The organism is Lacisediminihabitans sp. FW035, assembly GCF_054880895.1.
In genome coordinates, this window is record NZ_CM142187.1 from 2,247,553 (window position 1) to 2,274,031 (window position 26,479).

Annotated in this window: 34 protein-coding genes; 17 read left to right on the forward strand and 17 right to left on the reverse strand. The window is 65.6% G+C overall.

Annotation, left to right across the window (positions count from 1 at the left end; genetic code table 11):
- Positions 1–3: 3 nt before the first annotated feature.
- Positions 4–810, forward strand: coding sequence for a ParA family protein (locus tag ACVXZ4_RS10740; protein ID WP_461797962.1), 807 nt, complete (start codon positions 4–6; stop codon positions 808–810).
- Positions 811–1,193: 383 nt separating this feature from the next.
- On the opposite strand, the gene ACVXZ4_RS10745 is transcribed toward ACVXZ4_RS10740, so the two are convergent.
- From ACVXZ4_RS10745 to ACVXZ4_RS10760, 4 genes are all read right to left on the reverse strand, one after another.
- Positions 1,194–1,742 carry a MerR family transcriptional regulator gene (locus ACVXZ4_RS10745; RefSeq protein WP_461794840.1) on the reverse strand — a complete coding sequence of 183 codons (549 nt, stop codon included), beginning with the start codon at positions 1,740–1,742 and terminating at the stop codon, positions 1,194–1,196.
- 171 nt (positions 1,743–1,913) lie between these two features.
- Positions 1,914–2,615, reverse strand: a complete 702-nt coding sequence (ftsR, locus tag ACVXZ4_RS10750) for a transcriptional regulator FtsR (RefSeq protein WP_461794841.1) — start codon at positions 2,613–2,615, stop codon at positions 1,914–1,916.
- Positions 2,615–3,091: an FHA domain-containing protein gene (locus tag ACVXZ4_RS10755; RefSeq protein ID WP_461794842.1), complete on the reverse strand. Its 477-nt coding sequence runs from the start codon at positions 3,089–3,091 to the stop codon at positions 2,615–2,617. Before ACVXZ4_RS10755 ends, ftsR begins: the two co-directional genes overlap by 1 nt.
- A 70-nt stretch (positions 3,092–3,161) precedes the next feature.
- Complete coding sequence (locus tag ACVXZ4_RS10760) at positions 3,162–3,779, reverse strand: CDP-alcohol phosphatidyltransferase family protein (RefSeq protein WP_461794843.1); 618 nt, start codon at positions 3,777–3,779, stop codon at positions 3,162–3,164.
- Positions 3,780–3,824: 45 nt separating this feature from the next.
- On the opposite strand from ACVXZ4_RS10760, the gene ACVXZ4_RS10765 reads away from it, so the two are divergent.
- From ACVXZ4_RS10765 to ACVXZ4_RS10795, 7 genes are all read left to right on the forward strand, one after another.
- Positions 3,825–4,646 (forward strand): DUF1295 domain-containing protein, encoded by an 822-nt coding sequence (locus ACVXZ4_RS10765; protein WP_461794844.1) that lies wholly within the window; start codon positions 3,825–3,827, stop codon positions 4,644–4,646.
- A 73-nt stretch (positions 4,647–4,719) separates the two neighbouring features.
- Positions 4,720–5,163 (forward strand): hypothetical protein, encoded by a 444-nt coding sequence (locus ACVXZ4_RS10770; RefSeq protein ID WP_461794845.1) that lies wholly within the window; start codon positions 4,720–4,722, stop codon positions 5,161–5,163.
- 31 nt (positions 5,164–5,194) lie between these two features.
- Positions 5,195–5,578 carry an RNA-binding S4 domain-containing protein gene (locus tag ACVXZ4_RS10775; protein WP_461794846.1) on the forward strand — a complete coding sequence of 128 codons (384 nt, stop codon included), beginning with the start codon at positions 5,195–5,197 and terminating at the stop codon, positions 5,576–5,578.
- A 78-nt stretch (positions 5,579–5,656) separates the two neighbouring features.
- Positions 5,657–7,123, forward strand: coding sequence for a purine-cytosine permease family protein (locus ACVXZ4_RS10780; protein ID WP_461794847.1), 1,467 nt, complete (start codon positions 5,657–5,659; stop codon positions 7,121–7,123).
- Complete coding sequence (locus ACVXZ4_RS10785; protein ID WP_461794848.1) at positions 7,120–7,593, forward strand: nucleoside deaminase; 474 nt, start codon at positions 7,120–7,122, stop codon at positions 7,591–7,593. The genes ACVXZ4_RS10780 and ACVXZ4_RS10785 overlap by 4 nt, the downstream gene beginning before the upstream one ends.
- 63 nt (positions 7,594–7,656) lie before the next feature.
- A complete protein-coding gene (locus ACVXZ4_RS10790; protein ID WP_461794849.1) occupies positions 7,657–8,028 on the forward strand; it encodes a glyoxalase superfamily protein in 372 nt (123 codons plus the stop codon).
- 112 nt (positions 8,029–8,140) lie between these two features.
- Positions 8,141–9,163, forward strand: a complete 1,023-nt coding sequence (locus ACVXZ4_RS10795; protein WP_461794850.1) for a glycosyl hydrolase family 18 protein — start codon at positions 8,141–8,143, stop codon at positions 9,161–9,163.
- A gap of 76 nt (positions 9,164–9,239) precedes the next feature.
- Here the strand turns inward: ACVXZ4_RS10795 and ACVXZ4_RS10800 are convergent, their stop codons facing one another.
- Together ACVXZ4_RS10800 and ACVXZ4_RS10805 are read right to left on the reverse strand one after the other, a co-directional pair.
- The gene (locus ACVXZ4_RS10800; protein ID WP_461794851.1) at positions 9,240–10,460 is read right to left on the reverse strand and encodes a S1C family serine protease; all 1,221 of its coding nucleotides are present in this window, start codon (positions 10,458–10,460) and stop codon (positions 9,240–9,242) included.
- 132 nt (positions 10,461–10,592) lie between these two features.
- Positions 10,593–10,718, reverse strand: coding sequence for a hypothetical protein (locus ACVXZ4_RS10805; protein ID WP_461794852.1), 126 nt, complete (start codon positions 10,716–10,718; stop codon positions 10,593–10,595).
- Positions 10,719–10,940: 222 nt separating this feature from the next.
- Between ACVXZ4_RS10805 and ACVXZ4_RS10810 the strand changes: the two genes are divergently transcribed.
- The gene (locus tag ACVXZ4_RS10810) at positions 10,941–11,165 is read left to right on the forward strand and encodes a hypothetical protein (protein ID WP_461794853.1); all 225 of its coding nucleotides are present in this window, start codon (positions 10,941–10,943) and stop codon (positions 11,163–11,165) included.
- 25 nt (positions 11,166–11,190) lie between these two features.
- Here the strand turns inward: ACVXZ4_RS10810 and ACVXZ4_RS10815 are convergent, their stop codons facing one another.
- The 6 genes from ACVXZ4_RS10815 to ACVXZ4_RS10840 all read right to left on the reverse strand — a co-directional run bounded on the left by ACVXZ4_RS10815 (position 11,191) and on the right by ACVXZ4_RS10840 (position 17,067).
- Positions 11,191–12,603 (reverse strand): glucose-6-phosphate dehydrogenase, encoded by a 1,413-nt coding sequence (locus ACVXZ4_RS10815; protein WP_461794854.1) that lies wholly within the window; start codon positions 12,601–12,603, stop codon positions 11,191–11,193.
- Between the two features lie 393 nt (positions 12,604–12,996).
- Positions 12,997–13,482 carry a MarR family winged helix-turn-helix transcriptional regulator gene (locus ACVXZ4_RS10820; RefSeq protein ID WP_461794855.1) on the reverse strand — a complete coding sequence of 162 codons (486 nt, stop codon included), beginning with the start codon at positions 13,480–13,482 and terminating at the stop codon, positions 12,997–12,999.
- 119 nt (positions 13,483–13,601) lie between these two features.
- A complete protein-coding gene (locus tag ACVXZ4_RS10825; protein WP_461794856.1) occupies positions 13,602–14,654 on the reverse strand; it encodes a zinc-dependent alcohol dehydrogenase family protein in 1,053 nt (350 codons plus the stop codon).
- 85 nt (positions 14,655–14,739) lie between these two features.
- Complete coding sequence (locus ACVXZ4_RS10830) at positions 14,740–15,465, reverse strand: flavodoxin family protein (RefSeq protein ID WP_461794857.1); 726 nt, start codon at positions 15,463–15,465, stop codon at positions 14,740–14,742.
- A 46-nt stretch (positions 15,466–15,511) separates the two neighbouring features.
- Complete coding sequence (locus ACVXZ4_RS10835; protein WP_461794858.1) at positions 15,512–16,234, reverse strand: spermine/spermidine synthase domain-containing protein; 723 nt, start codon at positions 16,232–16,234, stop codon at positions 15,512–15,514.
- 65 nt (positions 16,235–16,299) lie between these two features.
- Positions 16,300–17,067, reverse strand: a complete 768-nt coding sequence (locus tag ACVXZ4_RS10840) for a DUF4386 domain-containing protein (protein WP_461794859.1) — start codon at positions 17,065–17,067, stop codon at positions 16,300–16,302.
- A 74-nt stretch (positions 17,068–17,141) separates the two neighbouring features.
- Between ACVXZ4_RS10840 and ACVXZ4_RS10845 the strand changes: the two genes are divergently transcribed.
- A complete protein-coding gene (locus tag ACVXZ4_RS10845; RefSeq protein ID WP_461794860.1) occupies positions 17,142–17,810 on the forward strand; it encodes a TetR/AcrR family transcriptional regulator in 669 nt (222 codons plus the stop codon).
- A 103-nt stretch (positions 17,811–17,913) separates the two neighbouring features.
- On the forward strand, positions 17,914–18,924 hold the full coding sequence (gene adhP, locus ACVXZ4_RS10850) for an alcohol dehydrogenase AdhP (RefSeq protein WP_461794861.1): 1,011 nt from the start codon (positions 17,914–17,916) through the stop codon (positions 18,922–18,924).
- Between the two features lie 21 nt (positions 18,925–18,945).
- Here the strand turns inward: adhP and ACVXZ4_RS10855 are convergent, their stop codons facing one another.
- Entirely contained in the window at positions 18,946–19,965 is a 1,020-nt protein-coding gene (locus ACVXZ4_RS10855; protein WP_461794862.1) for a trypsin-like serine peptidase, read from the reverse strand.
- Positions 19,966–20,254: 289 nt separating this feature from the next.
- Here ACVXZ4_RS10855 and ACVXZ4_RS10860 point away from each other — a divergent pair, with 289 nt between their 5' ends.
- The 4 genes from ACVXZ4_RS10860 (at position 20,255) to ACVXZ4_RS10875 (ending at position 22,160) form a co-directional block, all read left to right on the forward strand.
- On the forward strand, positions 20,255–20,698 hold the full coding sequence (locus ACVXZ4_RS10860; RefSeq protein WP_461794863.1) for a YdeI/OmpD-associated family protein: 444 nt from the start codon (positions 20,255–20,257) through the stop codon (positions 20,696–20,698).
- A gap of 127 nt (positions 20,699–20,825) precedes the next feature.
- Positions 20,826–21,410 (forward strand): hypothetical protein, encoded by a 585-nt coding sequence (locus ACVXZ4_RS10865; RefSeq protein ID WP_461794864.1) that lies wholly within the window; start codon positions 20,826–20,828, stop codon positions 21,408–21,410.
- Positions 21,411–21,528: 118 nt separating this feature from the next.
- Entirely contained in the window at positions 21,529–22,026 is a 498-nt protein-coding gene (locus ACVXZ4_RS10870; protein ID WP_461794865.1) for a hypothetical protein, read from the forward strand.
- Positions 22,023–22,160 (forward strand): hypothetical protein, encoded by a 138-nt coding sequence (locus tag ACVXZ4_RS10875; RefSeq protein ID WP_461794866.1) that lies wholly within the window; start codon positions 22,023–22,025, stop codon positions 22,158–22,160. The genes ACVXZ4_RS10870 and ACVXZ4_RS10875 overlap by 4 nt, the downstream gene beginning before the upstream one ends.
- Positions 22,161–22,168: 8 nt before the next feature.
- Here the strand turns inward: ACVXZ4_RS10875 and ACVXZ4_RS10880 are convergent, their stop codons facing one another.
- Together ACVXZ4_RS10880 and ACVXZ4_RS10885 are read right to left on the reverse strand one after the other, a co-directional pair.
- Positions 22,169–22,780 (reverse strand): mismatch-specific DNA-glycosylase, encoded by a 612-nt coding sequence (locus ACVXZ4_RS10880; protein ID WP_461794867.1) that lies wholly within the window; start codon positions 22,778–22,780, stop codon positions 22,169–22,171.
- Positions 22,780–23,685 carry a patatin-like phospholipase family protein gene (locus ACVXZ4_RS10885; RefSeq protein WP_461794868.1) on the reverse strand — a complete coding sequence of 302 codons (906 nt, stop codon included), beginning with the start codon at positions 23,683–23,685 and terminating at the stop codon, positions 22,780–22,782. The genes ACVXZ4_RS10880 and ACVXZ4_RS10885 overlap by 1 nt, the downstream gene beginning before the upstream one ends.
- A 346-nt stretch (positions 23,686–24,031) precedes the next feature.
- Between ACVXZ4_RS10885 and ACVXZ4_RS10890 the strand changes: the two genes are divergently transcribed.
- Both ACVXZ4_RS10890 and ACVXZ4_RS10895 read left to right on the forward strand, forming a co-directional pair.
- The gene (locus ACVXZ4_RS10890; protein ID WP_461794869.1) at positions 24,032–24,868 is read left to right on the forward strand and encodes an alpha/beta fold hydrolase; all 837 of its coding nucleotides are present in this window, start codon (positions 24,032–24,034) and stop codon (positions 24,866–24,868) included.
- On the forward strand, positions 24,861–25,460 hold the full coding sequence (locus ACVXZ4_RS10895; RefSeq protein WP_461794870.1) for a TetR/AcrR family transcriptional regulator: 600 nt from the start codon (positions 24,861–24,863) through the stop codon (positions 25,458–25,460). The genes ACVXZ4_RS10890 and ACVXZ4_RS10895 overlap by 8 nt, the downstream gene beginning before the upstream one ends.
- A gap of 43 nt (positions 25,461–25,503) precedes the next feature.
- On the opposite strand, the gene ACVXZ4_RS10900 is transcribed toward ACVXZ4_RS10895, so the two are convergent.
- Both ACVXZ4_RS10900 and ACVXZ4_RS10905 read right to left on the reverse strand, forming a co-directional pair.
- Positions 25,504–26,037, reverse strand: coding sequence for a homocysteine S-methyltransferase family protein (locus ACVXZ4_RS10900; protein ID WP_461794871.1), 534 nt, complete (start codon positions 26,035–26,037; stop codon positions 25,504–25,506).
- Between the two features lie 10 nt (positions 26,038–26,047).
- Positions 26,048–26,404, reverse strand: a complete 357-nt coding sequence (locus ACVXZ4_RS10905; protein ID WP_461794872.1) for a hypothetical protein — start codon at positions 26,402–26,404, stop codon at positions 26,048–26,050.
- Between the last annotated feature and the right edge of the window lie 75 nt (positions 26,405–26,479).

Sequence of the window (26,479 nt, forward strand, 5' to 3'; positions counted from 1 at the left end):
CTCGTGCATGTACTCAGCGTCAGCTCTCTCAAGGGTGGGGTCGGAAAGACTACAGTGACGCTCGGGCTGGCCTCTGCGGCCTTCTCGAAGGGGTTGCGAACCTTAGTCGTGGACCTCGATCCCCAGTCCGATGTCTCGACCGGAATGGACATCAATGTCGCCGGTCACCTCAACGTGGCCGATGTTCTCGCATCGCCGAAGGAGAAGATCGTGCGGGCCGCGATCGCTCCGAGCGGTTGGACCAAGGGGCGCCCCGGCAAAATCGACGTGATGATCGGCAGCCCGGCCGCGATCAACTTCGATGGCCCGCACCCGAGCATTAAAGACATCTGGAAGCTCGAAGAGGCACTCTCCAATGTCGAGGCGGACTATGACCTCGTGCTCATCGATTGCGCCCCCTCGCTGAACGCGCTCACCCGCACCGCCTGGGCGGCGTCGGATCGCGTGACCGTCGTGACCGAACCGGGCCTGTTCTCCGTCGCCGCTGCCGACCGTGCCCTCCGGGCGATCGAGGAGATTCGTCGTGGCCTCTCCCCCCGGCTGCAGCCCCTCGGAATCATCGTCAACCGTGCACGGGTGCAGTCCCTCGAGCACCAGTTCCGTATCAAGGAGCTCCGCGACATGTTCGGCCCGCTGGTGCTCAGCCCCCAGCTGCCCGAACGTACCTCCCTCCAGCAGGCGCAGGGAGCAGCGAAGCCCCTGCACGTGTGGCCGGGCGAGAGCGCTCAAGAGATGGCTCACAACTTCGACCTGCTGCTTGACCGGGTTCTTCGCACCGCCAAGATCGGCGAGTACGCGGTCACGGCGTAGCCCGCACGGCGATCCGCGATCCGGGTCGCACCGGCTACGCGACATCCATCCCGGTCGGCGTCGGGTTTCAGCACAGCCCTTTCCCTGCGCGAAATGCCCTCGCCCCGTGCGAAATAAACTCCCCCCGGCGCGAGATGCCCTCGGGCGCGAGATGCCGTCACCCCGGCGCGAAATGCAGTCACCCCGGCGCGAAATGCAGGATTTCCTGTGACGGATGTTGCCAGTGAGCCTCATCCGCCACTGGCGTCACACTCAGTCCTGCATTTGCAACCGTCGAGCTCAGGGATTGGGCAGATTTCGCTCAGACACGGGACGGCGCGCGCACGGCTGACGACGCGCGGATTGACCGCGATGATGCGGGTTGAGCTCCGAAGGCTCTCGGCCTAGGAGGCGCGGGTCGCGCGACGGGCGGCGAGCTCGTCCGCGACATCCGGGCGGTCGGAGTCGAGCTCGACCAGACTGTTCTCCACCTCGCGAAGTACCTTGCCGACGGCGATTCCGAAGACACCCTGCCCGCGGCTGACCAGGTCGATGACCTCGTCGTTGGAGGTACACAGGTAGACGCTCGCGCCGTCGCTCATCAGCGTGGTCTGGGCGAGGTCGCTCACTCCCGCCTCGCGCAGCTGGTTGACCGCAGTGCGGATCTGCTGCAGTGAGATCCCGGTGTCGAGGAGGCGCTTGACGAGCTTGAGGACGAGGATGTCGCGGAAGCCGTAGAGGCGCTGCGAGCCGGATCCGGCGGCACCGCGTACGGTCGGCTCGACGAGCTCGGTACGGGCCCAGTAGTCCAGCTGACGGTAGCTGATGCCCGCAGCGCGCGCGGCGACCGCCCCGCGATAGCCGGCGGTGTCGTCGAGGTCGGGAAGGCCGTCGGTGAAGAGCAGTCCGAGGTCGTAACGAGAATCCTCGTTACGGGTACTGAGCTCACTCATCTGACTGCCTTCCACCTGTTGTCGACCACCCTCAACTCTCAAGGAGTGGTTGATACTTCTGTCTCGACCCACGTTACCGAGAGGACCACCCGGTTGGGCCGAATTAGCGATCCGAGGTGTCGGCGTGTCGGTGAGATTGCACTCTCGACGTCGAAGATCGGGGTCTTCAGCTTAGGGGTCGAGGCGCGAGAGCGCCGAGCGAATCAGGCTCGACCGCACGATCTCGAGCTGCCCGGCGATCTCGCGCGCGAGTTCGCCCGCCTTGGCCCGGCTCGACGCGTCTTTTCGTCGCGCCACCGGGATCAGGGCGCTCTCGATGAGACCGAGCTCACGTTCGGCGGCCGCACGGAATCCACGCAGGTGTCGCGGCTCGATGCCCGAGCGCTGCAACTCCACGAGGGAGGTGAGTACGGCGAGGGCCTCCTCGCCGTACAGGTCGGCAGGAGCGACCAGAGAGGAGGACACGGCGTCGTTAAGCAGCTGCGGGGTTGCCCCGGCCTCACGGATGAGCTCGTCTCGCGGCATCCGTCGCTCCGCCGAGAGGATGGAAGGCGAGGCGAACGTGGAACCGCCGGGCAGTGCGGGCGGCCGGCCGGCATCCAGTTCGTCGAGGTAGCCGCGGATCACCTTGAGCGGGAGGTAGTGGTCGCGCTGCATCGTGAGCACGAACCGCAGGCGGTCGAGGTCGCTCGGCGAGAACTTGCGGTACCCGGATTCGGTGCGGGCCGGAGAGATGAGCTGCCGTTCCTCGAGGAAGCGGAGTTTCGAGGGCGTGAGATCGGGGAACTCCGCGGTGAGGCGCGCGAGCACCTGGCCGATACTGAGCAGCGGAGCAGCGCCAGGCACGCGGGCCTGGGCGGACGCGCGGGGCACTACTTGCTCGCCTGGTGCGCGAGATCCAGTCGGGAGGCGTAGAAGGTGAGGCGGAACTTTCCGACCTGCACCTCCGCCCCGTCGCGAAGCAGCGCGGTGTCGATACGCACGCCGTCGAAATAGGTGCCGTTGAGCGAGCCGAGATCCTTGATCTCGAACGCGGTGCCGTGGCGGAGGAACTCGGTGTGGCGTCTCGAGACGGTCACGTCGTCGAGGAGGATGTCCGCATCCGGATGCCGTCCTGCGGTCGTGACATCGGCGTCGAGAAGGAAGCGGGCACCCGTGTTGGGGCCGCGGCGCACGACGAGCAGCGCGGAGCCGGAGGGAAGGGCGGCGATGGCCGACTTCTCCTCCGGTGAGACCTCACCTTCGAGCGCAGCGAGCTGCGCCTCGAAGTCCGTGGTCAGGTGGAGGGTGGTGTCGGTGTCCCGTGGCCGATCCTCTGCAGCGTCATCCTGGTTGCCCGGGTCGACCATCTCGCACCTCCAATATTCGCCGAGCTCTCACGAGCGGCGTGTGTCGGTCGTCATCGAGGGACGACCCTTGCTAGCGACCCAGCGTATCCGATTCGATGACCTCGCCGGGTCGCGGGATTCTTGTGACGCGCACGGTCTCACGCAGATAAATGATGCCAGCCCACCAATACAGGAATGCCCCCCAGAGCGCGAATGCCCAGCCGAACGGCACGGTGATCCAGGCGACGACAGGGAACGCCTGACCGATCATCAGGATCGGAAGCGCGTAGAACAGGCAGAACGTGGCCACCTTTCCGAGGTGATGCACGGGCAGCGGGCCGTATCCGAAATTCGCGAGAGTGACGCCGAGAATCGCGAGCATGACGTCGCGGCCGACGATCACGATGACGAGCCACCACGGGATGACCCCGCGTACCGCGAGCCCGATGAGGGCGGTGAAGATGAAGAGTCGATCCGCTGCAGGGTCGAGCAGCTGGCCGAGTCGAGTGACCTGGTTGAGTTTGCGGGCGATGACGCCGTCGAGGAAGTCTGTGATGCTCGAGATCACGAGCACGAGCAGGGCGAGCCCGTCTTCTCCGCGCACGATGAGCACGAGGAACACCGGCACGAGAAGCAAGCGGACGAAGCTCAGCACGTTCGGGATCGTGACGATCCGGGAACTCACCGGGTGACTCTGCTGGGGTTCCACGCGCCAAAGTCTAACCGCGGGCGGGGCGAGGTTAGGATTCCCACCATGGCACCGTTGGTTCTCGTCGCCCTCGTGTTCGTCGCAGCCTGCGTGTTCGCGCAGGTCGCCTCGATGCTCACGGGAGACAACTCCTGGGTCGACCGCCTCTGGTCGGTGCTGCCGGTGATCTACCTCTGGATCTTCGCCGGAGCGGCCGGGCTGCAGGACCCCCGGCTCGACCTCATGGCTGTACTCGTGACCCTGTGGGGCGCGAGGCTCACCGCGAATTTCGCCCGGAAGGGCGGCTACACGGGCGGAGAGGACTATCGCTGGGCGGTGCTGCGATCCCGGATGTCGACCCGAAGGTTCGCCCTCTTCAACCTATTCTTCATCGTGATCTACCAGAACCTCCTGCTGGTGGCCATCACCCTTCCCGCGCTCACTGCGTTCGACAATCGCGGCGCCCGGTTCGGCGCGGTCGACGTGGCTCTCGGCATCCTCTTCCTTGCCTTCCTGGCGGGCGAGACGGTCGCAGACCAGCAGCAGTGGAACTTCCACCAGGGGAAGAAAGCCGAGGTGGCAGCGGGACGCGAACCCCGGCCGCGATTCCTGCAGAGCGGACTGTTCCGGTACTCGCGGCATCCGAATTTCTTCTTCGAACAGGCGCAGTGGTGGACGCTCTTCTTCTTCGGGGCGGTCGCAGCGGGTTCGGTGCTGCAGTGGACGGTGCTCGGCACCGTGCTGCTTACGGCGCTCTTCGTCGGCTCGACGATCTTCACCGAGAGCCTCAGCCTCGCCAAATATCCGGAATACGCCGAATACCAGCGCACCACCTCCCCGAGCATCCCGTGGTTTCCCCGCCGGCGTCTTGAACGGGCCGTCAGCTGAGCAGCACTGGGTGTTCGATGATCTGCGGGGTGTTCCGGCGTGTCAAACGGGGGCTGTCGGTAACGTGTCGGTCATGTCGTGCATCCGCTTCAATACCCCCGCCCAGCGCCAGGCCATGCGTGACCACCGACCGGTGATGCTCACGAGCGAGGAAGCCGCAGCCCTTCACCCGGCTCCCCCGGTGACCGAGAGCAAGATCCGACGGCTTCGCCTGCTCGCGGCGGATGCCAACCCCAAGATCCGCGAGAGCGCAGCCAGCAGTTACAACACCCCGGAAGACCTCTTCGTGGCACTCGCCGGTGACAGTGACGAGGGGGTGCGCGCGTGCGTCGCCCGCAACGAGACCGCGCCCTGCGACGTGCTTCGATCGCTCGCCGACGACCCGTCCGAGAGGGTGCGCGGTTTCCTCGCGGTCAACTTCTTCGTGCCAGCCGACGTGATGGCACGACTGGCGGATGACCCCAGCGAGACCGTGCGCGGCCTCGTCAGCTGGAAGGGTGCCCTTGCCGACGCCTGAGCCCCTCATTCCCAAGGCCTAGAGTCGGACGATGGATGCCCCGTCGAGCACGCGTGTCGACAGCTGGATCTGGGCGGTGCGTCTGGCGAAAACCCGCTCGGCGGCGACGGCGGCCTGTCGTGCCGGCCATGTGCAGGTGAACGGTGAACGGGCGAAGGCCGCGCAGCCCGTACGCATCGGTGATGAGGTGCGGCTACGCACCACCGATCTCGAACGCACCGTGCGGGTCGCCCGCCTCGTAGCCAAGCGCGTCGGTGCCGTCATCGCCGCGGAATGCCTCGTCGACCTGACTCCCCCACCTCCGCCGAGGGAGGAGGTGGCGGTCACGGTGAAGCGGGACCGCGGGGCGGGGCGACCCACCAAACGTGAGCGACGAGACCTGGAGAAGTTGCGCGGGCGTGGTGTGGAGGAATGAACTCACGCCGTGTTAACAGCGTGTGACATTCTTCCGGGACGCCAGCGCGCGACAACCGGACGTCTTTAGTATTCGGGCATGACAGAGACTGCGATGCCCATGTCGCCGACCCCCGTGCGCGGCACCTCCATCGAACCCGGCGGCATCGAAGCGATCACCGCCGAACGTCGCCACGGGTCCCCTTGGCAGCTCTTCACCACCTGGACCGCACCCAACCTCGAATTCGCCACGATTTTCGTCGGCGTGATCGCCGTGGCATTCTTCGGCCTCGGCTTCTGGCAGGCGATGCTCGCTCTGGTGCTCGGAACGGCTGCGGGAGCCGTGACCCAGGGCATCCTCTCCACCTGGGGGCCGCGGGAGGGACTGGCACAGATGGTGCTGAGTCGAACGGCGTTCGGATACCGGGGCAACATCCTGCCCGCCGCCATCAACACCATCATGGCCGGACTGGGCTGGTTCGCGGTCAACTCCGTGAGCGGCGCATTCGCGCTGGCGACGCTCACCGGCATGCCCGTCGCCCTCGCTCTGGTGATCGTGGTCGTGATCGAGGTGGCGGTGGCCTTCATCGGGCACGACCTGGTGCAGCTGTTCGAGCGCTACTCGAGCTACGTGCTCGGGGCGATATTCATCGTGGCGACGGTCACGATCTTCCTGCACGCGGACTTCGGTGTGGTGCAGAAGGGAGGCAACTTCAGCATCGCGGGATTCACTCTCGCCGCCGGCGCTGCGTTCGGCTACGCGGCCGGCTGGAATCCCTACGCCTCCGACTACAGCCGTTACCTCCCGGCAGCGACCAGGCGCTCGACCATCGCGTGGGCCGCGGGCCTCGGCAACTTCATCTCGTGCATCGTGCTCATGGCGGCGGGTGCGGCAGCGGCGACGATTGCCGGGTTCAACCCGGGAAGCCCGACGGATTCATTCACGGCGAGCATGCCGACCGTCATCCGCGACCTCACCCTCGTCGCCATCACGATCGGGGCCATCGCCGCGAACGCACTGAACATCTACTCCGGCGCGATGTCTTTCCTCGCGGCCGGTATCAAGATCCGGTTCGCTCTCCGGCGCGCGATCATCGCGTTGGGCTTCGGCGTGATCGGGTTCTTCATCGCCCTGAGCGCTGTGCTCAATGCGACGCTCAGTGTGGACTATGAGAACTTCCTGCTCGTCATCGCCTACTGGATCGCCCCGTGGCTCGGAGTCGTGCTCGTCGACCGCTACCTGCGGCGCGGCACAGAGATCCGCTCGATCGTCGCGGACAGCACGCGCTACCGCAACGCGGCCGGCGTGATCGCTTTCCTCCTCGGCCTCGTCATCTCGGTGCTTCTGTTCTCGAACCAGTCGTTCTTCCACGGCCTCTTCGTGGCTCAGTCTCTGACCGCGACCGACTTCAACGGCATCGGCGACTACACGGCGATCGTCGGGCTCGTCATTGCAGCGGCGTCGTACTTGGTGCTGTTCCGCGTGCTGAAGCCCACGGTCGGCGCGCCCGGCGAAGACGCTGCCGCCGTGGTATCCACGGCGGAAGCGTCAGGCCCCACCGCATGAGCGCGGGGATTGTCGGGCAGATCTACGCGACGGATGCCGAGAAGCTCGAGGTCGCCACGGCGGAGGCCGCGCTCGGAGCGTCGGAAGGCGGCATCCCGATCGGCGCGGCCCTCTTCTCCGCCGATGGAACGCTGCTCGGCAGCGGACACAACCGCCGGGTGCAGGATGACGATGCCGCGATGCATGCCGAGACCAACGCGTTCCACAATGCCGGGCGGCAACGCGGCTACCGCGACACCGTCATGGTCACCACGCTGTCTCCGTGCTGGTATTGCTCGGGTCTCGTGCGCCAGTTCGGAATCGGCCGGGTCGTGGTCGGCGACGACCAGACCTTCCTCGGCGGACAGGATTGGCTCGCCGAGAACGGCGTGCAGCTGAGCGTGATCAACGACCCGGGCCTCATCGCGATGATGACGGCGTTCACCCTCGAGCATCCTGCTCTCTGGAACGAGGACATCGGCGAGGAATGAGTCGGTGGGTGCTCCTAGCCTGAAGTCGTTCCGTAGGAAACGCCTCGAGGGAAAGGTACTGAAATGGACTGGAAGATCGAGCTCGTCACCATCCCGGTCACCGATGTCGATCGCGCGAAGGCTTTCTATGTCGACAAGGTCGGATTCGTCGCCGACTTCGACCGGCAGGTGAACGATACGCTGCGGTTCGTGCAACTGACCCCGCCCGGATCGGCCTGCTCGGTCTATCTCGGCACCGGCCTCACCGACATGACCCCCGGAGCACAGCGCGGCCTGCAGATGGTCGTCGCAGATGCCGATGCGGCCCATGACCAGTTGGTCGAACGCGGTGTCGAGGTGGCACCGGTGATCGATCTCGAATGGGGCCGTTTCGTCTACTTCTCCGATCCGGATGGCAATACCTGGTCGATCCAGCAGCTTCCGTCGCGGAGCTGAGAACCCGGACGCACCGCAGAGGCTCGCACGGCGGGCCGGTTCGCTCCCGTCGGGTCACCCGTCTACTCTGGATCGAGGCCGCAGGGGTCGATCGCGAGCGAACGGAGTGGGTGTGAACAGTCGGATCCTCTCCTCGGTCGCACTCGTCGCGTCGCTGTTCCTGTTGAGCGGATGCGCCGCCGAAGCGGCAACACCAGACACGACTCCGACCGCCACGGCCACCACACCAGCCATCCCCACCGAGCTGTACGTGGTGCCGGACACGGCCAATGCGAACGCGCTCGACCGGGACGCCCACGCCCTCACGACGATCGGAATCGACGGTGTGGTGCTCTCCGCTGCCGGCGACCACGTGTCGAAACTGCCCGAGAGCGCCGCGGCGCTGGTGACGGCCGCCCACGCTCGCGGGTTGACCGCTGAACTGCTCGTCAGCAACTACGACTCTGCGACCGACGACTTCTCGGCGAAGATCGCGACCGCACTGCTGGGGAACTCCGACCACCGCAACTCGGTGATCACCGAGCTCGTCGCGCTGGTGACGACCGCCGGTTTCGATGGGGTGCAGATCGACCTGGAATCGCTGTCGGAGGATCACTCGGCCGGACTCGCGGCATTCACGACCCAGCTGCACGACTCGCTCGGCGCCCCGAAGTCCGTCTCGATGGCCGTGATGGCGGAGAGTTCCCCCGGCCGCTATCGCAGTGCGGGTTACGATTTCGCGCAGTTGACGCCGCTGCTCTCCCGGGTCGTTCTGATGGCCTACGACCAGCACGGTTCCTCGTTCTCGAAGCCAGGGCCGGTCGGCGGGCTCCCCTGGGCCACCACCTCTCTCGACGCGCTCATCGCGGCAGGTGTGCCCTCTGCCCATATCGACCTCGGTGTAGCGGGCTACGGGTACTCGTGGCCGGGAAACGGCACGGATGGCAAACAGTTGAGCGACGACGACTCCCGCACCCTCGCCGGCGACCTCGCCCGCTGGGACCCGACCGAAGCGGAGTGGACGGCGACTCTTCCGGATGACACTGTCGTCTGGTGGTCCGACTCCCGCTCGCTCTCGGAGCGCCGAGCCCTCGCCCTCAGTCGCAACCTGCACGGTCTCGCGGTCTGGGAGCTGTCCCTCACCGATCCGCTGTAGCCGCCGCCACCACTTGGGCAGAACGGCCAGCCCTCGTTGCCGGGGCCGGCCGATCTGCGTGCCGGTCGGTCGCGGGTCAGTCCGCCGCCCCTTCGATGAGGGTGACAGTGGCGGTGTGCGCGGCTCCCGCAGCATCCGTCCAGCCGAGGGTGACCGTGTCGCCGGGCTCGTGACTGCCGAGCAGAGAGCTGAGTTGGGATCCCGAGGTGATCGCGGCGCCGTTCACGGTGGTGATGGTGTCACCGGCGACGAGCCCGGCGGACTCCGCGGGCGTTCCCGCGACGACCCCCGAGATCGTGGCACCGGCAGCGGTACCCGTGGCCTGCGCGATCGCGACCCCGAGGAAGGCCGGGTAGCCGATGGTGATCTGGTCGGTTTCGACCCCGGCCTCGATCTGCGTGGCGACTGCGAGTGCCGTGGCGATCGGGATGGCGTAGCCGGTGACCCTGGCCGAGCCGCTCGACGCCGCGGTATCGATGCCGACGACCTCGCCGTCGGCGTCGTAGAGCGGGCCACCGGAATCCCCTGACACGACATCCGCATCGGTCTCGATGAGGCCGTTGAGGGTCTCGGCGTCGCTCCCCGACTCCCCCGCGGCGGTGATGGTCTGGTCGACCGCAGTGACGGTGCCGGCGGCCGCAACGAGCGATCCGGTACCTCCCGCGTTGCCGACGGCAGTGACGGCGTCCGAGACGGCTACCGCGGAATTGCTGTCGAGGGTTGCGGTTGTGAGGCCCGTCGCTCCCTCGAGCTTCAGCACCGCGATGTCGCTCGTCGCATCGGTACCGACGACATCCGCGGTGTACGTCTTGCCGGTGCTGATGACCGTGACCGAGATGCTGGTGGCGCCGTCGATCACGTGGTTGTTGGTGAGGATCTCGCCGCCCGAGGTGAGGACGATTCCCGTGCCCGCCGCTTCGGCGCCCTCGTACTTGAGCACGGTGTCGATCACGACGATTCCCACCGACTGGGCCGCGGTGGCCGGCGTCGCGCTCGTGGTCTCGGTGGCACGAGACATGGCTCCGGATGACCCGCGCTGGGGCAACAGCGTCGCGTTCGTCCCCGGGGAGCTCGACGACGAAGAGGCCTCCCCCTGCAGTGAGATGACCCGGGCGGTCGCGGCGATGCCGGTGGCCCCGCACGCGATCACCAACGCGCCAACGGAGGCCGCGATCACGACCGAACGGGGCCGCCACTTGCGGCGCGGAGCGGCGACGGCACTCACCGGCGGCTCGCCGGACGGCGGGCTCTGCTCGGGCTCGACCAGAGGATACGGTTCGGATTCGTTGATGCTCATGATGGCTGGCGTCCCTTCGACCGACTCGTTCGTCGGGCTGACAACAGCACAGTCCTGCCGCCTATGCGTCAGCTATGCAGGGGTAGGGCATCAGCTTCGAGCAGGATGAGGAATTCCGGTGCGCGTCGTCCCTCACCCGTCATAGGCGGCCTGCAGCACGGCGATATCGAGCTTGGACATGCCCATCATCGCCTGCATGGCACGCGACGCCCCCTCGGGGTCCGGACCGCTGATCAGGTCGCCGAGCGTCTCTGGCACGACCTGCCAGGTCAGCCCGAAGCGGTCTGTGAGCCAGCCTCACCGACTCGGTTCTCCCCCATCGGCGGTCAGCTTCTGCCAGAGGAACGGACTGATCTTCGGCGTCGGGACTCCTTCGTCACGAATAGTGGCCGCGGTTGTGCGCACCAGCGTAGCCCTGGGCGGATCGTGACCACATCCGCTGCCGATACGCTGGAGGAGACCCCAGAGGAAGTGGACCGCATGACTGACGCCGGTGAACTGAGCGAGCCCGTGCAAGACGGAAGCGACGACGCGACCCGCGAGCAGAAGATAGCGGGCCTCGCCCGTCAGGTGGCAGCGGATCTCGCCCTCCGTCCGCAGGGAGACCTGATCACCGATCTGCGGCTCCGACTCTTCGACGCGGGGATTGCCGTGGACGAGGCCGAACTCCAGGTCATCGCCGGCACCATCTCGCGCGGCGACTAGCCCCTCGCGCTACTGGCCCTTCGCGCTATTGGCCGAGTAGCCAGCCGTCCGGTTCCGCCAGCTTCGCCGCGGCATCCGGTCCCCACGATCCGCGGGCGTAAGGGAGCACGGCGGGCGGATCGGCGAGGATGGGCGCGACCACGTCCCAGGCGTGACCGAGGCCATCCGGGCGCGTGTAGAGCGAGCGGTCTCCGAGAACCACGTCGTTGATCAGCTTCACGTAGGGCGGAAGCGGGTCCGCATGCTCCACGTCGGCCAACGGGAGGGCGGTGGTGCCGGTGGCGAGCTCGAACTCCGGGCCGGGTTCCTTCACGACGACGCGGAGGTCGATCGCACCCGATCCCTCGAGGGTAACGGTGAGTACGTTGCCGACCGTCGGAGTGTCGTGGCTGAGCGGTCCGTCGGCTGGCTTGCGGAAGATGATGCTCACCTGCTGAGCTCCCTCGGCGAGCTGCTTGCCCGTGCGCAGGAGGAACGGCACACCCCGCCACCGGTCGGTGTCGATCCAAAGGCGCGCGGCCACGAAGGTGTCTGTAGAAGAGTCCGCCGAGACTCCCTCGGTATCGGTGTAACCCTCGAATTGCCCGAAGACGACCTCCTCACGCGACAGAGGCCGGAACGCTGCGATCACGGATTCTCTCGCCGACTGCAGGTCGTCGGCCTTCATGGACAGCGGAGGCTCCATCGCGATCTCGGCGGCCACCTGGAACAGATGGGTCACGATCATGTCGAGGAAGGCACCCGTCGCGTCATAGAACTCCGCCCGGTCGTCGATGTCGAGTGTCTCCGGTACGTCTATCTGCACCGCCCGGATGTGCTCGCGGTCCCAGGCGCCATCGAAGAGCCCGTTGCCGAAGCGAAGGGCATGCAGGTTCTGCGTGCCCTCCTTGCCGAGGAAGTGGTCGATTCGGAAGACCTGGTGTTCCTCGAGTACCCGGTGCACCGCATCGTCCAGCTCACGGAAGTTCTCAGGGGAAGTGCCGAAGGGCTTCTCGTAGACGACCCGCGATCCGGTGGCGAGGTCGTGCTCGCCGAGTCCCTCGGTGACCTTCAGGAAGGCGGTCGGCGGGATGGCGAGATAGTGGATGAACTGTGCCTCGTCCCCCAGCTCGGCTTTCGCTTCAGCAAGCACATCGAGGAGCGATCCCGGATCGGACTTCTCGAATCCGCCGCCGGCGAAGCGGAGATTGGCGCTGAAGTCCCTCCAGGGCCCTTCTTCGGGTTTCGGCCCGAACTCGGCGAGAACCTCGCTCACATGCTGCCGGAAGTCCTCATGGGAGGCCTCGCCGCGGCCATTGCCCACGAGGAGCCACTTCTGCGGCAGGAGGTCGTGCATCGCCAATTGGTAGAACGCCGGTATCACCATGCGCTTCGCGAGATCGCCGGTGGCCCCGAACAGCACGAATACCGTGGGTCCTGCCTGAGAGCTGTCTGCCATGGGGTCTCCTTCACTACGAGCACGGGTCCATGGTGCATGGTGGACCGGGCATCCTGCGATTGCAAGGGGCTGCCGGCAGGTCACAGCGCGCTATCGGGTGTGCTAATCGGGGGACACGAATGTGTCGACAGACCTGTTGGTGGAGGGGCAAAAGGTCTACACTGGGGGCCAGCTCCCCCAGACCCTGGCGGCATGTTTCTCGCACAATGCGCACGTGCGAGCGCCCCGGGTCACCGATCCGATCCCCTCTTAGGCGGGTCACCTTGGCAGACCAGGGCAGAGGAGCTCGATCTTCGGGTGGTCGTGATCCTCAACGGACGAGGCCGGTGCCGTTTGATCAGGTACGCCACCGGCCTCGGTTTCGTTCTTCGGCATCCCCCGCTTCGCGGACCCTTAGTCGCTATCCCACCTGCGCAAGCGGTTGTTGGGGTCGAGCTTCGTGAGGATGCGGCCCATGATGCGGTCGAGATCGGCGACGTCCTCGGCATCCAAGGCATCGATCACGGAGTCCTGCACGGTCGCGACATGACCGGGCGCAGTCGCAACGACCTTCTGCCACCCCTGTTCGGTAAGTGACGCGTTGGTGGCACGGCGGTCTTCTGCGCAGGGCGTGCGAGCGACGAACCCGCGCTTCTCCAGCCGCGCGATCACGTGGGAGAGCCGGGCGAGGGTGGAGTTGGTGACGGCGGACAGAGCGGTCATGCGCAGGGTGCGCTCGGGCGCCTCAGACAGCATCGCGAGGGTGAAGTACTCGAAGTGCGTGAGCTCCGCATCGCGCTGCAACTGGGAATCCAGCGTGCCGGGCAGCAGTTCGACCACCGAGACGAGTCGAATCCAGGCGTGGAGTTGCTCGGGTGTCAACCAGCGGGGATCGTCCATGCCACGAGTCTACCCGTTTGCTTGACGCTACAACTAAAAGAACAGCCGGGGTGCACCCCACGAAAAATGGCGGGGACCTCACCTAGGTGAGGGCCCCGCCCGCTTTCGTTCATCGGGTGCTAGTGGATCAGCACCTTCAGCGCATCGTGCTCGGCGGCGTGACCGAAGACGTCGTACGCCTCGAGCACCTGGTCGAACCCGAACTCGTGGGTCACGAACTTGTCGGCGGGGAGCTTGTGCTCCGCCACGAGCTTCAGCAGCATCCCGAGTGTGTTGGTGTTCACGAGTCCCATCGAGATGTCGATGTTCTTGATCCAGAGTTCATTGAGCGCGAGGTCTACGGATTTGCCGTGCACCCCGATGTTGGCGACGTGTCCTCCGGGACGCACGATGACGGTGGCCATGGTGAAGGTGTCGGGCACACCGACGGCCTCGATCGCGACATCCACCCCCAGTCCGTCGGTGAGAGCGAGCACCTGCTCCTTCCAGTCGGCGTCGCCGGAGTTGACGGTGTCGGTGGCTCCGAAGTCCGTGGCGCGCGCGAGCCGGGCGTTGTCGAGGTCGATGGCGATGATCTTCGACGGACCGTAGAGGCGGGCCGTCATCACGGAGGAGAGTCCGACAGGACCGGCCCCGATCACGGCGACGACGTCGCCCGGCGTGACCTTGCCGTACTGCACGCCGATCTCGAACCCGGTGGGGAGGATGTCCGAAAGCAGGATGCCCTCCGCGTCGGTCACGCCTTCCGGCACCTTGTAGACGGAATTCTCGGCGAACGGCACGCGCACGTACTCGGCCTGGGTTCCGTCGATCATGTAGCCGAAGATCCAGCCGATTCCGGCGATGCCCTCCGGGTTGAGGCAGTGGCTGTAAAGGCCCTTTCGGCAGTTGGAGCACTGTCCGCAGGAACTGACGCAGGCGAGGATCACCCGGTCGCCCACCGCAAGCTGGCTCACACTGCCGCCGATCTCGGTGATCACTCCGATGCCTTCGTGGCCGAGGATGCGGCCGACCTCCACCTCAGGCACGTCCCCCTTGAGGATGTGGAGGTCGGTGCCGCAGATCGTGGTCGCCACCATTTTCACGATCACATCGGTCGGAGCGAGGATCACCGGATCCGGCACATCCTCCCAGCTCTTCTGGCCGGGGCCTTTGTAGACGAGCGCTTTCATGGGGTGACCTTCCTGTCGTGTAGGACGAGTCAACGCCTGCCACACTTCGGAATCAGGGTCCAAGGTCCCGCGACCGGAAAAGCCCCTAGCGGTATTCCGGATTCTCGTCGAACCCGAAGTGCTCTCCCGCGTTCCACGCCTCGCGCAGATTGCCGAACGCCGGGATGCCGCCAGCATCCTTCAGCATCCGCGCGAGGTGCAACAGGTTCCAGGTCATGAACGTCGTGTTGCGGTTGGTGAAGTCGTTCTGCGGCCCGCCCGATCCGGGGTCGAGATAGCTCGGCCCTGGGCCGACCTCGCCGATCCAGCCGGCATCCGCTGCGGGCGGGATGACGTAGCCGATGTGCTGAAGGCTGTAGAGGATCGACATCGCCGCGTGTTTCACTCCGTCCTCATTGCCGGTGATGAGGGCTCCCGCCGTCTTGCCATAGAAGACGTACTGGCCGCGCTCATTGAACATGCCACTCATCGCATAGAGCCGCTCGATGAACTTGCGGGTGATGGAGGCGTTGTCCCCGAGCCACAGCGGGCCGCCGATCACGAGGATGTCCGCGGCCTCCACCAGGGGCCAGATCTCTTCGAGCCAGGCGTCCGCCGGCCAACCATGCTCGCGCATGTCGGGATAGATGCCGGTGGCGACATCGTGATCGATGAAGCGGATGGTGTCGACGGTCGCCCCCTGGGCGCGCATCAGCGCGACGCTGCGATCGATCAGCCCCTGGGTGTGGCTGAGCTCCGGACTCCTCTTCAGGGTGCAGTTGACGTAGAGGGCCCTGAGGGCGGTGTAGTCCACACCGTTTTCGCTTGTCATGCGGCGATGCTACGCGTGGAGATCGCAGGTGGACCCGCCGCAATCCTTACGGATGGATGACAGGCCGGGAGTGCTGGGTTGCCACGTAGACCGTATTCGAGGAGACGCCCGCCGTGAGCGGGTTGTCGAAGTCGACCACGTGCGCCACAACGGTCTCGAACACGGCGGATGCCTGAGCCACGAATTCCTCGTCGGGGGGATCGTCCGACCACAGGGCGAAGATGCCCTCGGGCTCGAGGTGTCGCGCCAGCGCACGCATCCCGTCGATCGTATAGAGATCGGCGTGACTCGGGTCGAGCTGGTGGCGTGGCGAGTGGTCGACATCCAGCAGGATCGCGTCGTAGCGTGCGGATGCGGCGGGCTCTCGTCGCATCAGCGCGAAGAAGTCATCGAGAACCAGCTCAGTTCTCGGGTCGTCGGTGAGGGTCGCCGAGACCGGGAGCAGGCCACGCCGATGCCAGTCGATCACGGCGGGAAGGGTGTCGATCACCGTCATCGCACGCACCCGACTGTCGGCGAGGGCTGCGACAGCGGTGTACCCGAGGCCGAGACCGCCGACCATGACAGTGAGATCCGTGCCGTCGACGGCGGCGAGCCCGAGGGTCGCGAGCTCCTCCTCTGCCACGGTGAACAGGCTGGACATGAGGAACTCCTCCCCCAGTTTCACCTCGAACACGTCCACGCCGAGCGTCGGCTCGACGCGGCGGCGCAGGGTGAGATCACCCATCGGTGTCGGCTGGAAGTCCAGCTCCTCGAAACGCAGGCTCATGGGGATGTGTTCCTCTTTCGGCGGGAGTGGTCCGCGTGGGGAGCCTACCCGCTCGAGTGAGAGCGTCACGCGTTGCTCGCGACCAGAGTTTCCCGCCGCTCGGACACCGCGACCGGCCGCACGATGAGGGTGACACCGAGCGCCGCAACCCACAGTCCCCAACCCGTGCTTCCCACCAGGCCCGCGAGATCAAGGACCGGGAAGGTGGGCAGTGCGGTGTTCATCACGTCTCCCTGGTTGAGGAGGTACAGCACGCTGGTCGCGATTCCTGCCACACCAAGCCAGCGCGGAAGCACCCGGCTGCGCAGGATTATCACGCTGACGGTCAGCGACCACACGATCGCGAGGAGCTGGCCGAGGTGCTCTCCGAGCAGCGCACCCCCGAACTGGTGCTGGGCCAGCCAGGCGGCTTCGACCGCGGACCTGGTCGTCGCGTCCCCGGACATCCAACTCCGGGCGAGCGCGGGCACGACGAAGACCCAGCGCAGGAACCCGATGAACGAGAAAGCCACTGATGCCGCGCCGATCGAAGTCGCGGCCCTCAGCACGGGGTCATTGGCGCGCCCGAGAACGACGGGGAGCAGCAGGAGCGGCCCCGCGAGAATCGCGTAGGTCCAAGACGTGGCGAACCAGGTCCAGACGAGGGTGTCTCCTCCGGCCGCGAATGCCGGCAGCACGATATCCGCGCTCTCTCGCAGGATGTCCGGCCAGTCAAAGGTCGCGGCGAGGACCGACGCAGAAATGCCGAACGCGATCGCACCGACGGCAAACAGCGTGCCGGTGACGCGGCGAAGGCCGGGTGAACTTTCTCGGGGTGGGAGTGTCGAGCTCATCGTGTTCCTCCTGAGGGTTAGTGTACGGTGTACGTGATGAGTAACGTACAACGTACGCGAAAGGGTGTCAAGCAATGTCAGAGAACCGCTCCACAGCTCGATCCCGGCGATCGCGCAGTTCGGTCAGCGCTGACGAGATACTCCTCGCTGCGGAAGAGGTGGCGCTCGCAGGCTTCGACGCGCTCACGATGCGTGCCGTCGCCCTGCGAATGGAAGCATCCCCAATGGCGCTGTATCGCTACTTCGCAACGAAGGACGAACTCATCGACGCCATGCTGGACCGAGTACTCGGGCGAGTGACGCTCCGGCCTCCGACAGAGGACTGGCTCGCCGACCTGACCCACTTCGCGTTCGACCATCGCCACGTGATGGCGCGCCACCCCTGGGCTATCGTTCCGCTCTTCACCCACTCCAACCCAGGCATCAACGGCTCAATCCTCGGGGAACACGCACTGGGCATCTTTGCCCGTGGCGGGGTGCGGGGGGCCGCTGCCGTGGCCGGATTCAGCACAATCCTCGCGCTGAACTATGGATGGTTCGCCTTCAGCGTCGCCCGCGACGCGAGGCGTGCGCAGATCGATCCCGAAGCCACGCTGGCAGCCGACCTCGCACGCCTGCCGCCGGACCGATTCCCGCTCACGATCTCGGTTGCTGAACACCTCAGCCAATACGGCAGCGAGGAGCAGTACGGGATGGCGTTGCGGCGGGTGGTGTCGGGGATCGGAATAGCGGGCGACTCCTGAACCCCATACCCGGGGCGGAACCTCGGGACCTTTGGCCCGATCCCCGACCTGAGAGTGGGCGAGGGTGAGATTACTCCCACCTATCACGATCAGAGGACACCCCATGAAGGCCGCCGTCGTCACCACATTCAGCGAAGCGCTCACGATCGAAGATCGTGAGATTCCCGAACCGGGTGTCGGACAGGTACTGGTGCGTCTCGAGGCGTGCGGTCTCTGCCACACCGACATCCACGCCGCCCACGGCGACTGGCCGGTCAAGCCGACGCTGCCCATCGTGCCCGGCCACGAAGGGGTCGGAATCGTGGAGAAGCTCGGGGAAGGCGTCACCAGCCCGCAGCTCGGCGACCGCGTCGCGATCGCCTGGCTCGGATTCGCCTGCGGTGAGTGCCGCTATTGCATCGACGGCCGGGAGACCCTCTGCGAGCAGCAACTCGACAGCGGCTATTCGATCGACGGAGGGTTCGCCGAGTACGCCGTCGTCTCCGCCCGCTTCGCGACGCGGGTGCCCGAGGGCATAACACCCATGGATGCGGCCCCCCTCAGCTGCGCGGGAGTGACCACGTACAAGGCGCTCAAGGTGGCTTCGATCGTGCCGACCGAGCGCGTGGCCATCTTCGGCATCGGTGGCCTCGGTCACCTTGCCGTGCAGTACGCCCGAATCATGGGCGGAAGCGTCGTTGCCGTCGACATCGAGAAGGAGAAACTCGATCTCGCCGTCTCACTCGGCGCCGAATTCGTCGTGAACGCGGCAGAGGTCGACCCGGTCGAAGCCATCCAGGCGCTCGGAGGTGTGGATGTCGCGCTGGTTCTCGCCGCCTCCCCGCGGGTATTCGAGCAGGCCTTCGCCTCGTTGCGGCGCGGCGGCCGGCTCATCTGCGTCGCGCTGCCCGCCGAGGGCACCATGAGCATCCCGATCTTCGAGACGGTACTCAAGGGCATCTCGATCATCGGCTCGATCGTGGGAACGCGGCAGGATCTCGCCGAGGTGTTCGCCCTCCATGCGGCCGGCCGCACGACGGTCATCGCCGAGAGCCGCCGCCTCGACCAGGTGAACGAGGCGATGGCAGAGGTGCTGTCCAGCAAGGTGCCCGCCCGTCTCGTGTTCGAGTTCTGAGGCGGGCGCGAACCCCGACCATCAGCCCCAGTTGTCGCGTCCCCACTGGCACAGTCGCACTAAACCGTTGCCGCCGGCGAAGAGGCTGTTCTTCTCTTCCGCGAAGTTGTCTTCACGACCGCTCAACGTTCCGATGATCTGGCGACCACCGTTCGTCCAGCGTGCCCACAACGGTCCGCCCGACTGGCCGCTGGCGATATCGGCTCTCGTTTCCAATTCGAGGGTGTCGTAACTGTCGCTGTCGTCGTCATGCACGGAGATTCCCAGTTCGTAGCACGGACGATTGCCAGAGGGGCTGAGGTCAAAGGGGTACCCCGCGTGTGACCACACCCGAAGATCCTCCCAGTCGTCGTCATAGGCGCGATAGCCGAAATAGCCGAGCCACTTGCCAAAGGGCTGATCGAGTTGGCAGACGGCCATGTCATAGCCGTCCTGTCCCACGAACTGCTCCCATGCCGCGATGCCGATCACGTTGGCCGTCCAGGTGGCGCCGAGCACCGACGATCCGTCGAACATGCCCGGAGTGAAGGTGACTGCCCCCAGTACCGGTCCCCCTGGCGACCATGATTTCTTCACCACGTGGGACGCGGTCAGAATCGTGGACGTGCCGATCAGGGCGGCCGATCCGCTCCCGCCGAGGCTGGTGTTCAGCTGACCGACACGCACGAGTGGCGCGCTGGTCGACCGGTACACCTGGCGACTCTCACCATCGTAGATCTGGGTGAAGTTCGCCGGTTCGACCGGAGATCCATTGAATCGTCGCAGCATCGACGGTCGGGGGCGCCCCAGCGAACGCGGTCCTCCCACGATCACTTCCGCGTTTTCCGGTGTCCATTCCTCAACGCTGTGGATTCGCACCTCCTTCAACAGCCGCGTCTCCAGCGCCACGCAGCCGGCCGCTTCGATCCGGTCCTCTGCCGGATTGCGCAGGCGATTCAGATCAAACCAGTCCGGCTCGCCGACCTGGTCGCCGAGCTCGAGTTCTTCATCGATTGTGAGCGGCAGTTCACCCCGCGCACCGTCAGCAACGTCATACCTCATCGAATGCCCTCTTCCATCGCGACACGATGTCGCGTCACTCTGTAGGAGTCCGCCCTGGTTGGTCAGATACATCTGCTCGCCACCACCCGCACCGATGATCGACCGCAGATCTCGCCCGTCGCCGGCGGGTCGACTCCGAGGGGCGGATCGTGATCTCCACCTAGCTGATCCGCATCATGCCCACTGGCTGAAGTCCCATCGCCACGGGCGGATTCCCGGCAGGTGTCGCTGAGCGCCTCGACGCGCTCTAGAATCCCTTCACATACTTACCCACGGAGAGGGTCACCCGATGCCCACTTTCACCACCGAGTTGATGCAGAGCGGCAACAACGTCGGCATCGTGATTCCGGATGCGGCGGTCGCCGAACTCGGCGGCAAACGTGTCCCAGTGGTCATCACCCTGAACGGCGGCTACAGCTATCGCAACACGACGGCGGTCATGGGCGGGCTGAATCTGGTGGGCCTGAATGCCGAGCATCGCGCGGCATCCGGATTTGGCGGTGGCGACACAGTCGAGGTCACGATCGTGCGCGACGAGGCGCCTCGAGAGGTCGAGGTGCCGGACGCGCTCGCCCTCGTGTTGGCGACGGATGCGACGGCTAACGCTGCCTGGGAGAAGCTCCCGTACAGCCAGCGAAAAGAACATGCCCGGTCGATCTCGGAGGCCAAGGCCGAAGACACTCGTGCCCGTCGTGTCGCGAAGACCGTGGCCACGCTGCGCGGGGAGTCCTAAACGCCCGTGCGGTGGCCGGATCGTGTATCAATCCCGGCCTTCCGCCCTCTTGTCGTGTGAAGCCTCGCTGAGGCTCGTGCCGGACCCTCACAGCCTCGGCGCTCCCGATCGCGAGAGGGATTGCCCCGTGAACGCCAGATCCGTCGCCATCATCGCCTCCGCCGCAACCGCGGCGTTCCTGCTGAGCTCGTGCTCGGCAGGCGGTACCACTCCTCGAAATACGTCGGATGCCGAATCCGCTACGTCCGTGGCGCCGAGCCCCCCGGAACAGCCCCGGGCCAAGAGAGAGCAGAAAGTCGAGAACATCGATGTGTGCGCTGCGCTGCCTCTGGAGACCGTGATCACGGCGACCGGGCGCACCTTCGCCACGGCCTCGGCCGGCACATCGGTGCAGGACGGAATTCCCATCGATGTCTGCGCCTACCAGGGTGCAGGAGAAGACTTGGCCTCGCTCCTGGTGATGTCGGTCTTCGTCTACCCGTCCGGGGGAGCGGCCGCGGTGACCTCGTACCAGAACAAGTTCGGTGGCGGCACTTCGCCGACGCCGCTGTCGGGTGTCGGCGACAGCGCGCAGAGTAGCGGTCACGATCTCGTGGCTCGCTTCGGAGACCAGGTGATCGCGGTCGTCGACGGCGCGCACGGCGGCTACCCCGACGACTTCACCATCGACAAGCGGGTGAAGCTCGTGCAGGCGGTGCACGACGCGCTCTAGACGCGGATCGCCGTGGGTGAGCGAATGGCGGTCGGCCAAGACCGAGCGTTGACCCTCGATGTGTTCCGGTGGATACTGATGCGCAGATGCGGGTACCCGACCCGCGGATCGAGGACCCATGATCTCCTCCCACTCCCGCATGCTCGCCGCTGTCTCGGTGGCCGGTTTGGTCGTGTTCTCATTCGCCGGCTGTTCGAGAATCGCTGCGCTGAGCGATGACTTTTCTCGGATAGGCGCGGCGGTAATCCGGGATGTCTCGGAAGCGCATCCGCATGCGAGTCTGCCTCGAGCGGAACTCAAAACGAATCTCGCACGGTACCTGTCGAGTCAGCAATGGGCCGATGCGAAAGCCGCCATCGCCGGTACCCAGAAACTCTCTCGGACCGACCCGGTCTGCGGCACAACCATCGATACGGTTCTCGATGGAAAGCCCGAAACGACCGAAAGCCTCTTCCTCAAACTCGCTGAAAATACGGCGGGAATGAATAATGCGTATTCCCTGAACCAGGATGCGAAGACCCTGTCGACCTACCTCAGCAGTACGAATCCCACCGAGGAGCAGAAAGCGGCCTTTGCCGTTGCCGTTGCTGCTTTCAAGGATGCGTACTGCAAGTGACCCCGTGGCCGCCTCGCGGTCGACTCGAGGTCGGCGAGGGCCTGCCCCACGTCTACCAGTTGATGGTGGGCACTCCGGAGGCTGCGGAGGCGACAGCACGAATAGGCAGTTTCCTGCGCGAGCACGTGCTGTAGCTGATCGATCAGACGTCGTAAACCGCGATGCCGGCGGCGATCGCAACCTGCCGATAGGCCGCGGCGAGGTCGGCCAACGACGAGTGGGCATTCAGCCCACTCGGATTGGGCACGACCCAGACCTGTGCCCCACCCCACCGCTCCGGCTGCTTCCCCACCAGTGCCTTCGGCGCGTCGAATGCGACCCGATAGGCGCTGATACCGAGGAACGCGACGACTACCGGTTGCCAGGGCTCGACGCGCGCTCGCAGGGCCACCCCGCCCTCCCGCAATTCAGTGTCCGTGAGTTCGGATGCTCGCGCGGTGGCTCGGGGAACGATGGACGTGATCCCGATCCCTCGGTCGGCGAGATGTCGTTCGTCGTCCGGACGCAATCCGGATGACGCGTCGATGAGCCGGTCCGTGATGCCCGCCCGGAACAGGGCGGGATAGAACCGGTTCCCGCGGCGTGCGAAATGAGCCTGCACGGCGACGGTGAGCAAGCCCGGGTTGATGCCGACCAGAAGCAGTCTCAGGGGCTGCGGAATCAGGTCGGGCAACGTCTGGCCGCGGAATGCCTGCAACTCCGTCTGGCTGAATCGCTGCGCCGGCCCGTTCGCTGGCCTCCCGTCTCCTGCCATCAGCGCCAGAACTCGGTGAGGTGCCCGGCGAGGTCGCGACCCTGGTCGTAGCCTGCGCGAGCAGCGGGCGCGCGCAACGACAGATCCATCCCATTGGCTCCGAACATATGCTCGGAACTCGCGTCTGGGAAGATCGTCTCAACCCTGCTGCCCTGTGCGCGGAGGCCGTCGACCTGCGTTGAAAGATGCGTGCCCCAGGCCAGCGGATGCAGAGACCGGCCGCCGAAGGGTGACAACACGAGCACCCTCTCGGACCCTGCCGCCAGATCCGCATTCTCCGCATTAGCACGGTAGCCACCGTCGATGTAGAGGGTGCTGCCAATCCGGTACGGAAGGCCACTGGAGCAGCTGGCTGCCACCGCGTCCACCAGTTCGACTCCGCTTGTACGGTCGAACAGAACCGATTCGCCGGTCTCGGCATCGACTGCCGTGATGATCACCCTTCGCTCCGACCAACGCGCATCCGGCAGCCGAGAGGCGACTGTAGCGCGCCATTGGGTCTGCCACGAACCATCCGACGCCGCCTCTCGCTCGAGGGCGGCAGCGCCCATTTTTCGGCGCATCTCGGCCGCATCCCCCGAAGACGCGATGATCGCGGTGAGCTGCTGGAGGTGATCGGATACCGCACGCGTCGGACCTAGTCCAGCGGGGCGCTGCGGGGGCGCCGCGGCGAGGATGGCCGCGAACAGCTCGCTCGGATCCGCGCCGGCAAGCTGGGCCGCGGCGGTCGAGCCGGCCGATGTGCCGACGGTGAGGTCTGCGGTCGTCACGTCCAACCCCGACTCGAACAGGCCTGCGATCACGCCGATCAGCCAGGCGTTGCCGGTGGATCCGCCCCCACCGAGGACCAGTGCGGTGCGCGAGTGTTGTGGCGAGAGGTCGGGCATCAGGTGTGAAGAGTTCATCGTCGTAGCTTTCTGAGAGTGCGTGCAGCGCTCCTCCGCGACGGCTACATCAGTCGCGCGATCGTGACCCCGTCAGGAGCGCCCATATGGACAGTGTGTGCATCGGGCTCACCTCCTCGGATCGTGTCACGTTCGCCGAAAGTATACCCGCGTCGTGCCGGAGCCTGCCGACGAAAAAGGAGTGCGAGCGTGGCGCTTCGCCCTGCCAAGATCTACCTCGAATTCCCCCCTTCGGCTCTCGCCACAAGCCACGTTGTGCGCGATCCGGCGGAATTACGACACGATCTCTAGAGCCTGTCCGTCATTGGCTATTGACAATAGCTAAACGGCAATGAACACTAGCTATATGACATCAGCCCTCTCAGCCCAGACACCGCCGACTTTGTACATCCAACGCCCCGAAGGCCGCATCGCCTACGACGTGCAGGGCGCGGGACCCCTTGTGGTGCTAGTTCCCGGTATGGGCGATCTCCGTGCCGGATATCGCTACTTGGCTCCTCTGCTGGTTGATGCCGGCTACACCGTAGCTGCTACGGATCTTCGCGGGCACGGCGAGAGCGACACCACGTTCTCGTCCTACGGCGACACAGAGACCGCGAGCGACATCGAAGCCCTCATCGATGAACTCGGCGGGAAAGCGGTGATCGGCGGAAACTCGCTCGCTGCCGGTGCCGCCGTCATCGTCGCAGCGGAACATCCCACGAAGGTTTCTGGTCTTGTTTTGTTTGGTCCTTTCGTCCGCAACCCTCCATCGTCGGCGTTTGAGGCGTGGATCTTCCGCGCGATGATGGCGCCGCTCTGGGTTGCGTCGATGTGGAAGGCGTATATGCCGACCCTCTACAAGGGCAAGAAGCCGGCCGATTTCGAGGAATACCGTTCTGCAGTCATCGCCAGCCTCAAGCGTCCCGGCTACGGCAAGGCGTTCTCGCTCACCACCAGCCAGACAACGCACGACCCGGCCGAGGCCCGCCTTGGTGATGTCACGGCACCGGCGATCGTCATCATGGGCGAGCGCGACCCCGACTTCAAGGACCCCGCAGGGGAAGCAAATTGGATCGGCAAGAAGCTGAATGCCCGGGTTGTCATGGTTCCCGAGGCTGGCCACTACCCTCAGTCCCAGCAGCCCGAGATCACGACGCCCGCGGTGCTGAGCTTCCTCGCAACGGTCGCTCCCCGTGCCTAAGGCTGGGCTGACCCGCGACAGCGTCGTCGAGGCCGCAGCGATTATGGCCGATGAAATCGGGCTCAACTCCCTCACTCTTGCCGCGCTGGCGGCGCGCCTGGGCGTCAAGCAACCGTCGCTGTACAAGCACATCGACTCGCTCGCCGGCCTTCACCGGAGCGTCTCGCTCCTTGCCAAACGGCAACTTGGGGAAGCGGTTTCGCGGGCAGCGGTGGGCCGCTCCGGTGCCGCCGCGATCTTTGCGATGTCACACGCCTATCGCAACTGGGCGATCCTCTATCCCGGCCGGTACGAGGTATCGCAGACTCCGCCTGCCCCCGGGGACATCGAGGATGAGACCACCATGAAGGCCTCCATCCAAGTCATCGCCGACGTGCTCACCGCTTACGAGTTGGATGGCGACGACTCGGTGGACGCCATCCGCGCCTTCCGCTCGGTACTCCACGGATTCATCTCTCTCGAAACGTCGGGGGGGTTCGCCCTCAAGGCCGACATCAACCGCAGCTTCGACCGCCTGATTCAGGGCTTTACCGTCGCCCTCAGCCAATGGACTGGACCCATCGACGCCTCCCTCAACTCGATCCGCCTCTGACTACGAATCGGTGGGCGTCACAGCACTATTCCGGCGATCGAGATCACCAGGATGTGATGATCTCGCGAACGTGGCGCACGTCCGTGCCGCAGCAGCCGCCGAGCAGTTGGATGTGGGGAAGCATCTCCCGCAGTTCGGCATTGTCTCTTCCGAGCGTCACTGGATCGCCCTCGTCGAGTTCCTCGGCCTCGTCCAGCTCGGCGTGGCTGAGTAGAGAGGCGTTGACTCGCAGCCCACCCACTCGACCTCGTGTCACCGAGCCCCCAAGAGCCTGGGCAACGTGGCGAGGGTGGGCGCAATTCACCATGAAGAATAACGCCCCGCCGCCGGTCGCATCGTCGACCTGAGCGATGGCGTCGCCGAGGTGCGTGCCGTCAGGCAACCGACCGTCCGTTTCCACGGTGAACGAGGGCACCACCGCAATAGCGCACGCCTGCGCCGCGCGCACCACGCCGATAGCCTCCTCAGGGTAGGTGAGCGTTAAAGCCGCCACCCGGTTCGCGCCCGCTTCCTGAAAAGCGGAGACCTGCTCGCGATGGTAGTCCGCCGCTTCGTCGGCGCCCATCCGATCGGTCACCACGTATCCGTCACCCCGCGGCCCGATCACACCCTCTATCAGGACAGATGATCGTTGAGCAATGAGCGCGCGCGAACGTCACCGAGTCCGCGTTGGCCTTCACGAGATCTGACCGCGAGTACCCCAGCTTGGCGCCCCAGTCCCGATTCGCACGCCACGTGGGAGTGCCGAAGACGAAAGCCATCCCTGTGTCGTCCGACATGGTGAGAAAGCTCTCGAAGTACCGACGTAATGCGGCTCGGCCCGCTTCCTCGTACAAGAGAGGGAATGCCGCGAAGTGCTTCAAATCAAAGCCGTCGCCAAAGATCAGCGCAGTCTCGAGGCCGCCGTCCGTCATCCACATTCCGGGTGAACTCATTTCCGTCATTATCCTCATTCCCCGGGCCAATTCCATCGTCCGCCAGACTTCGACGCCGCCGCCCGGCATCGACGAGGATGGCGC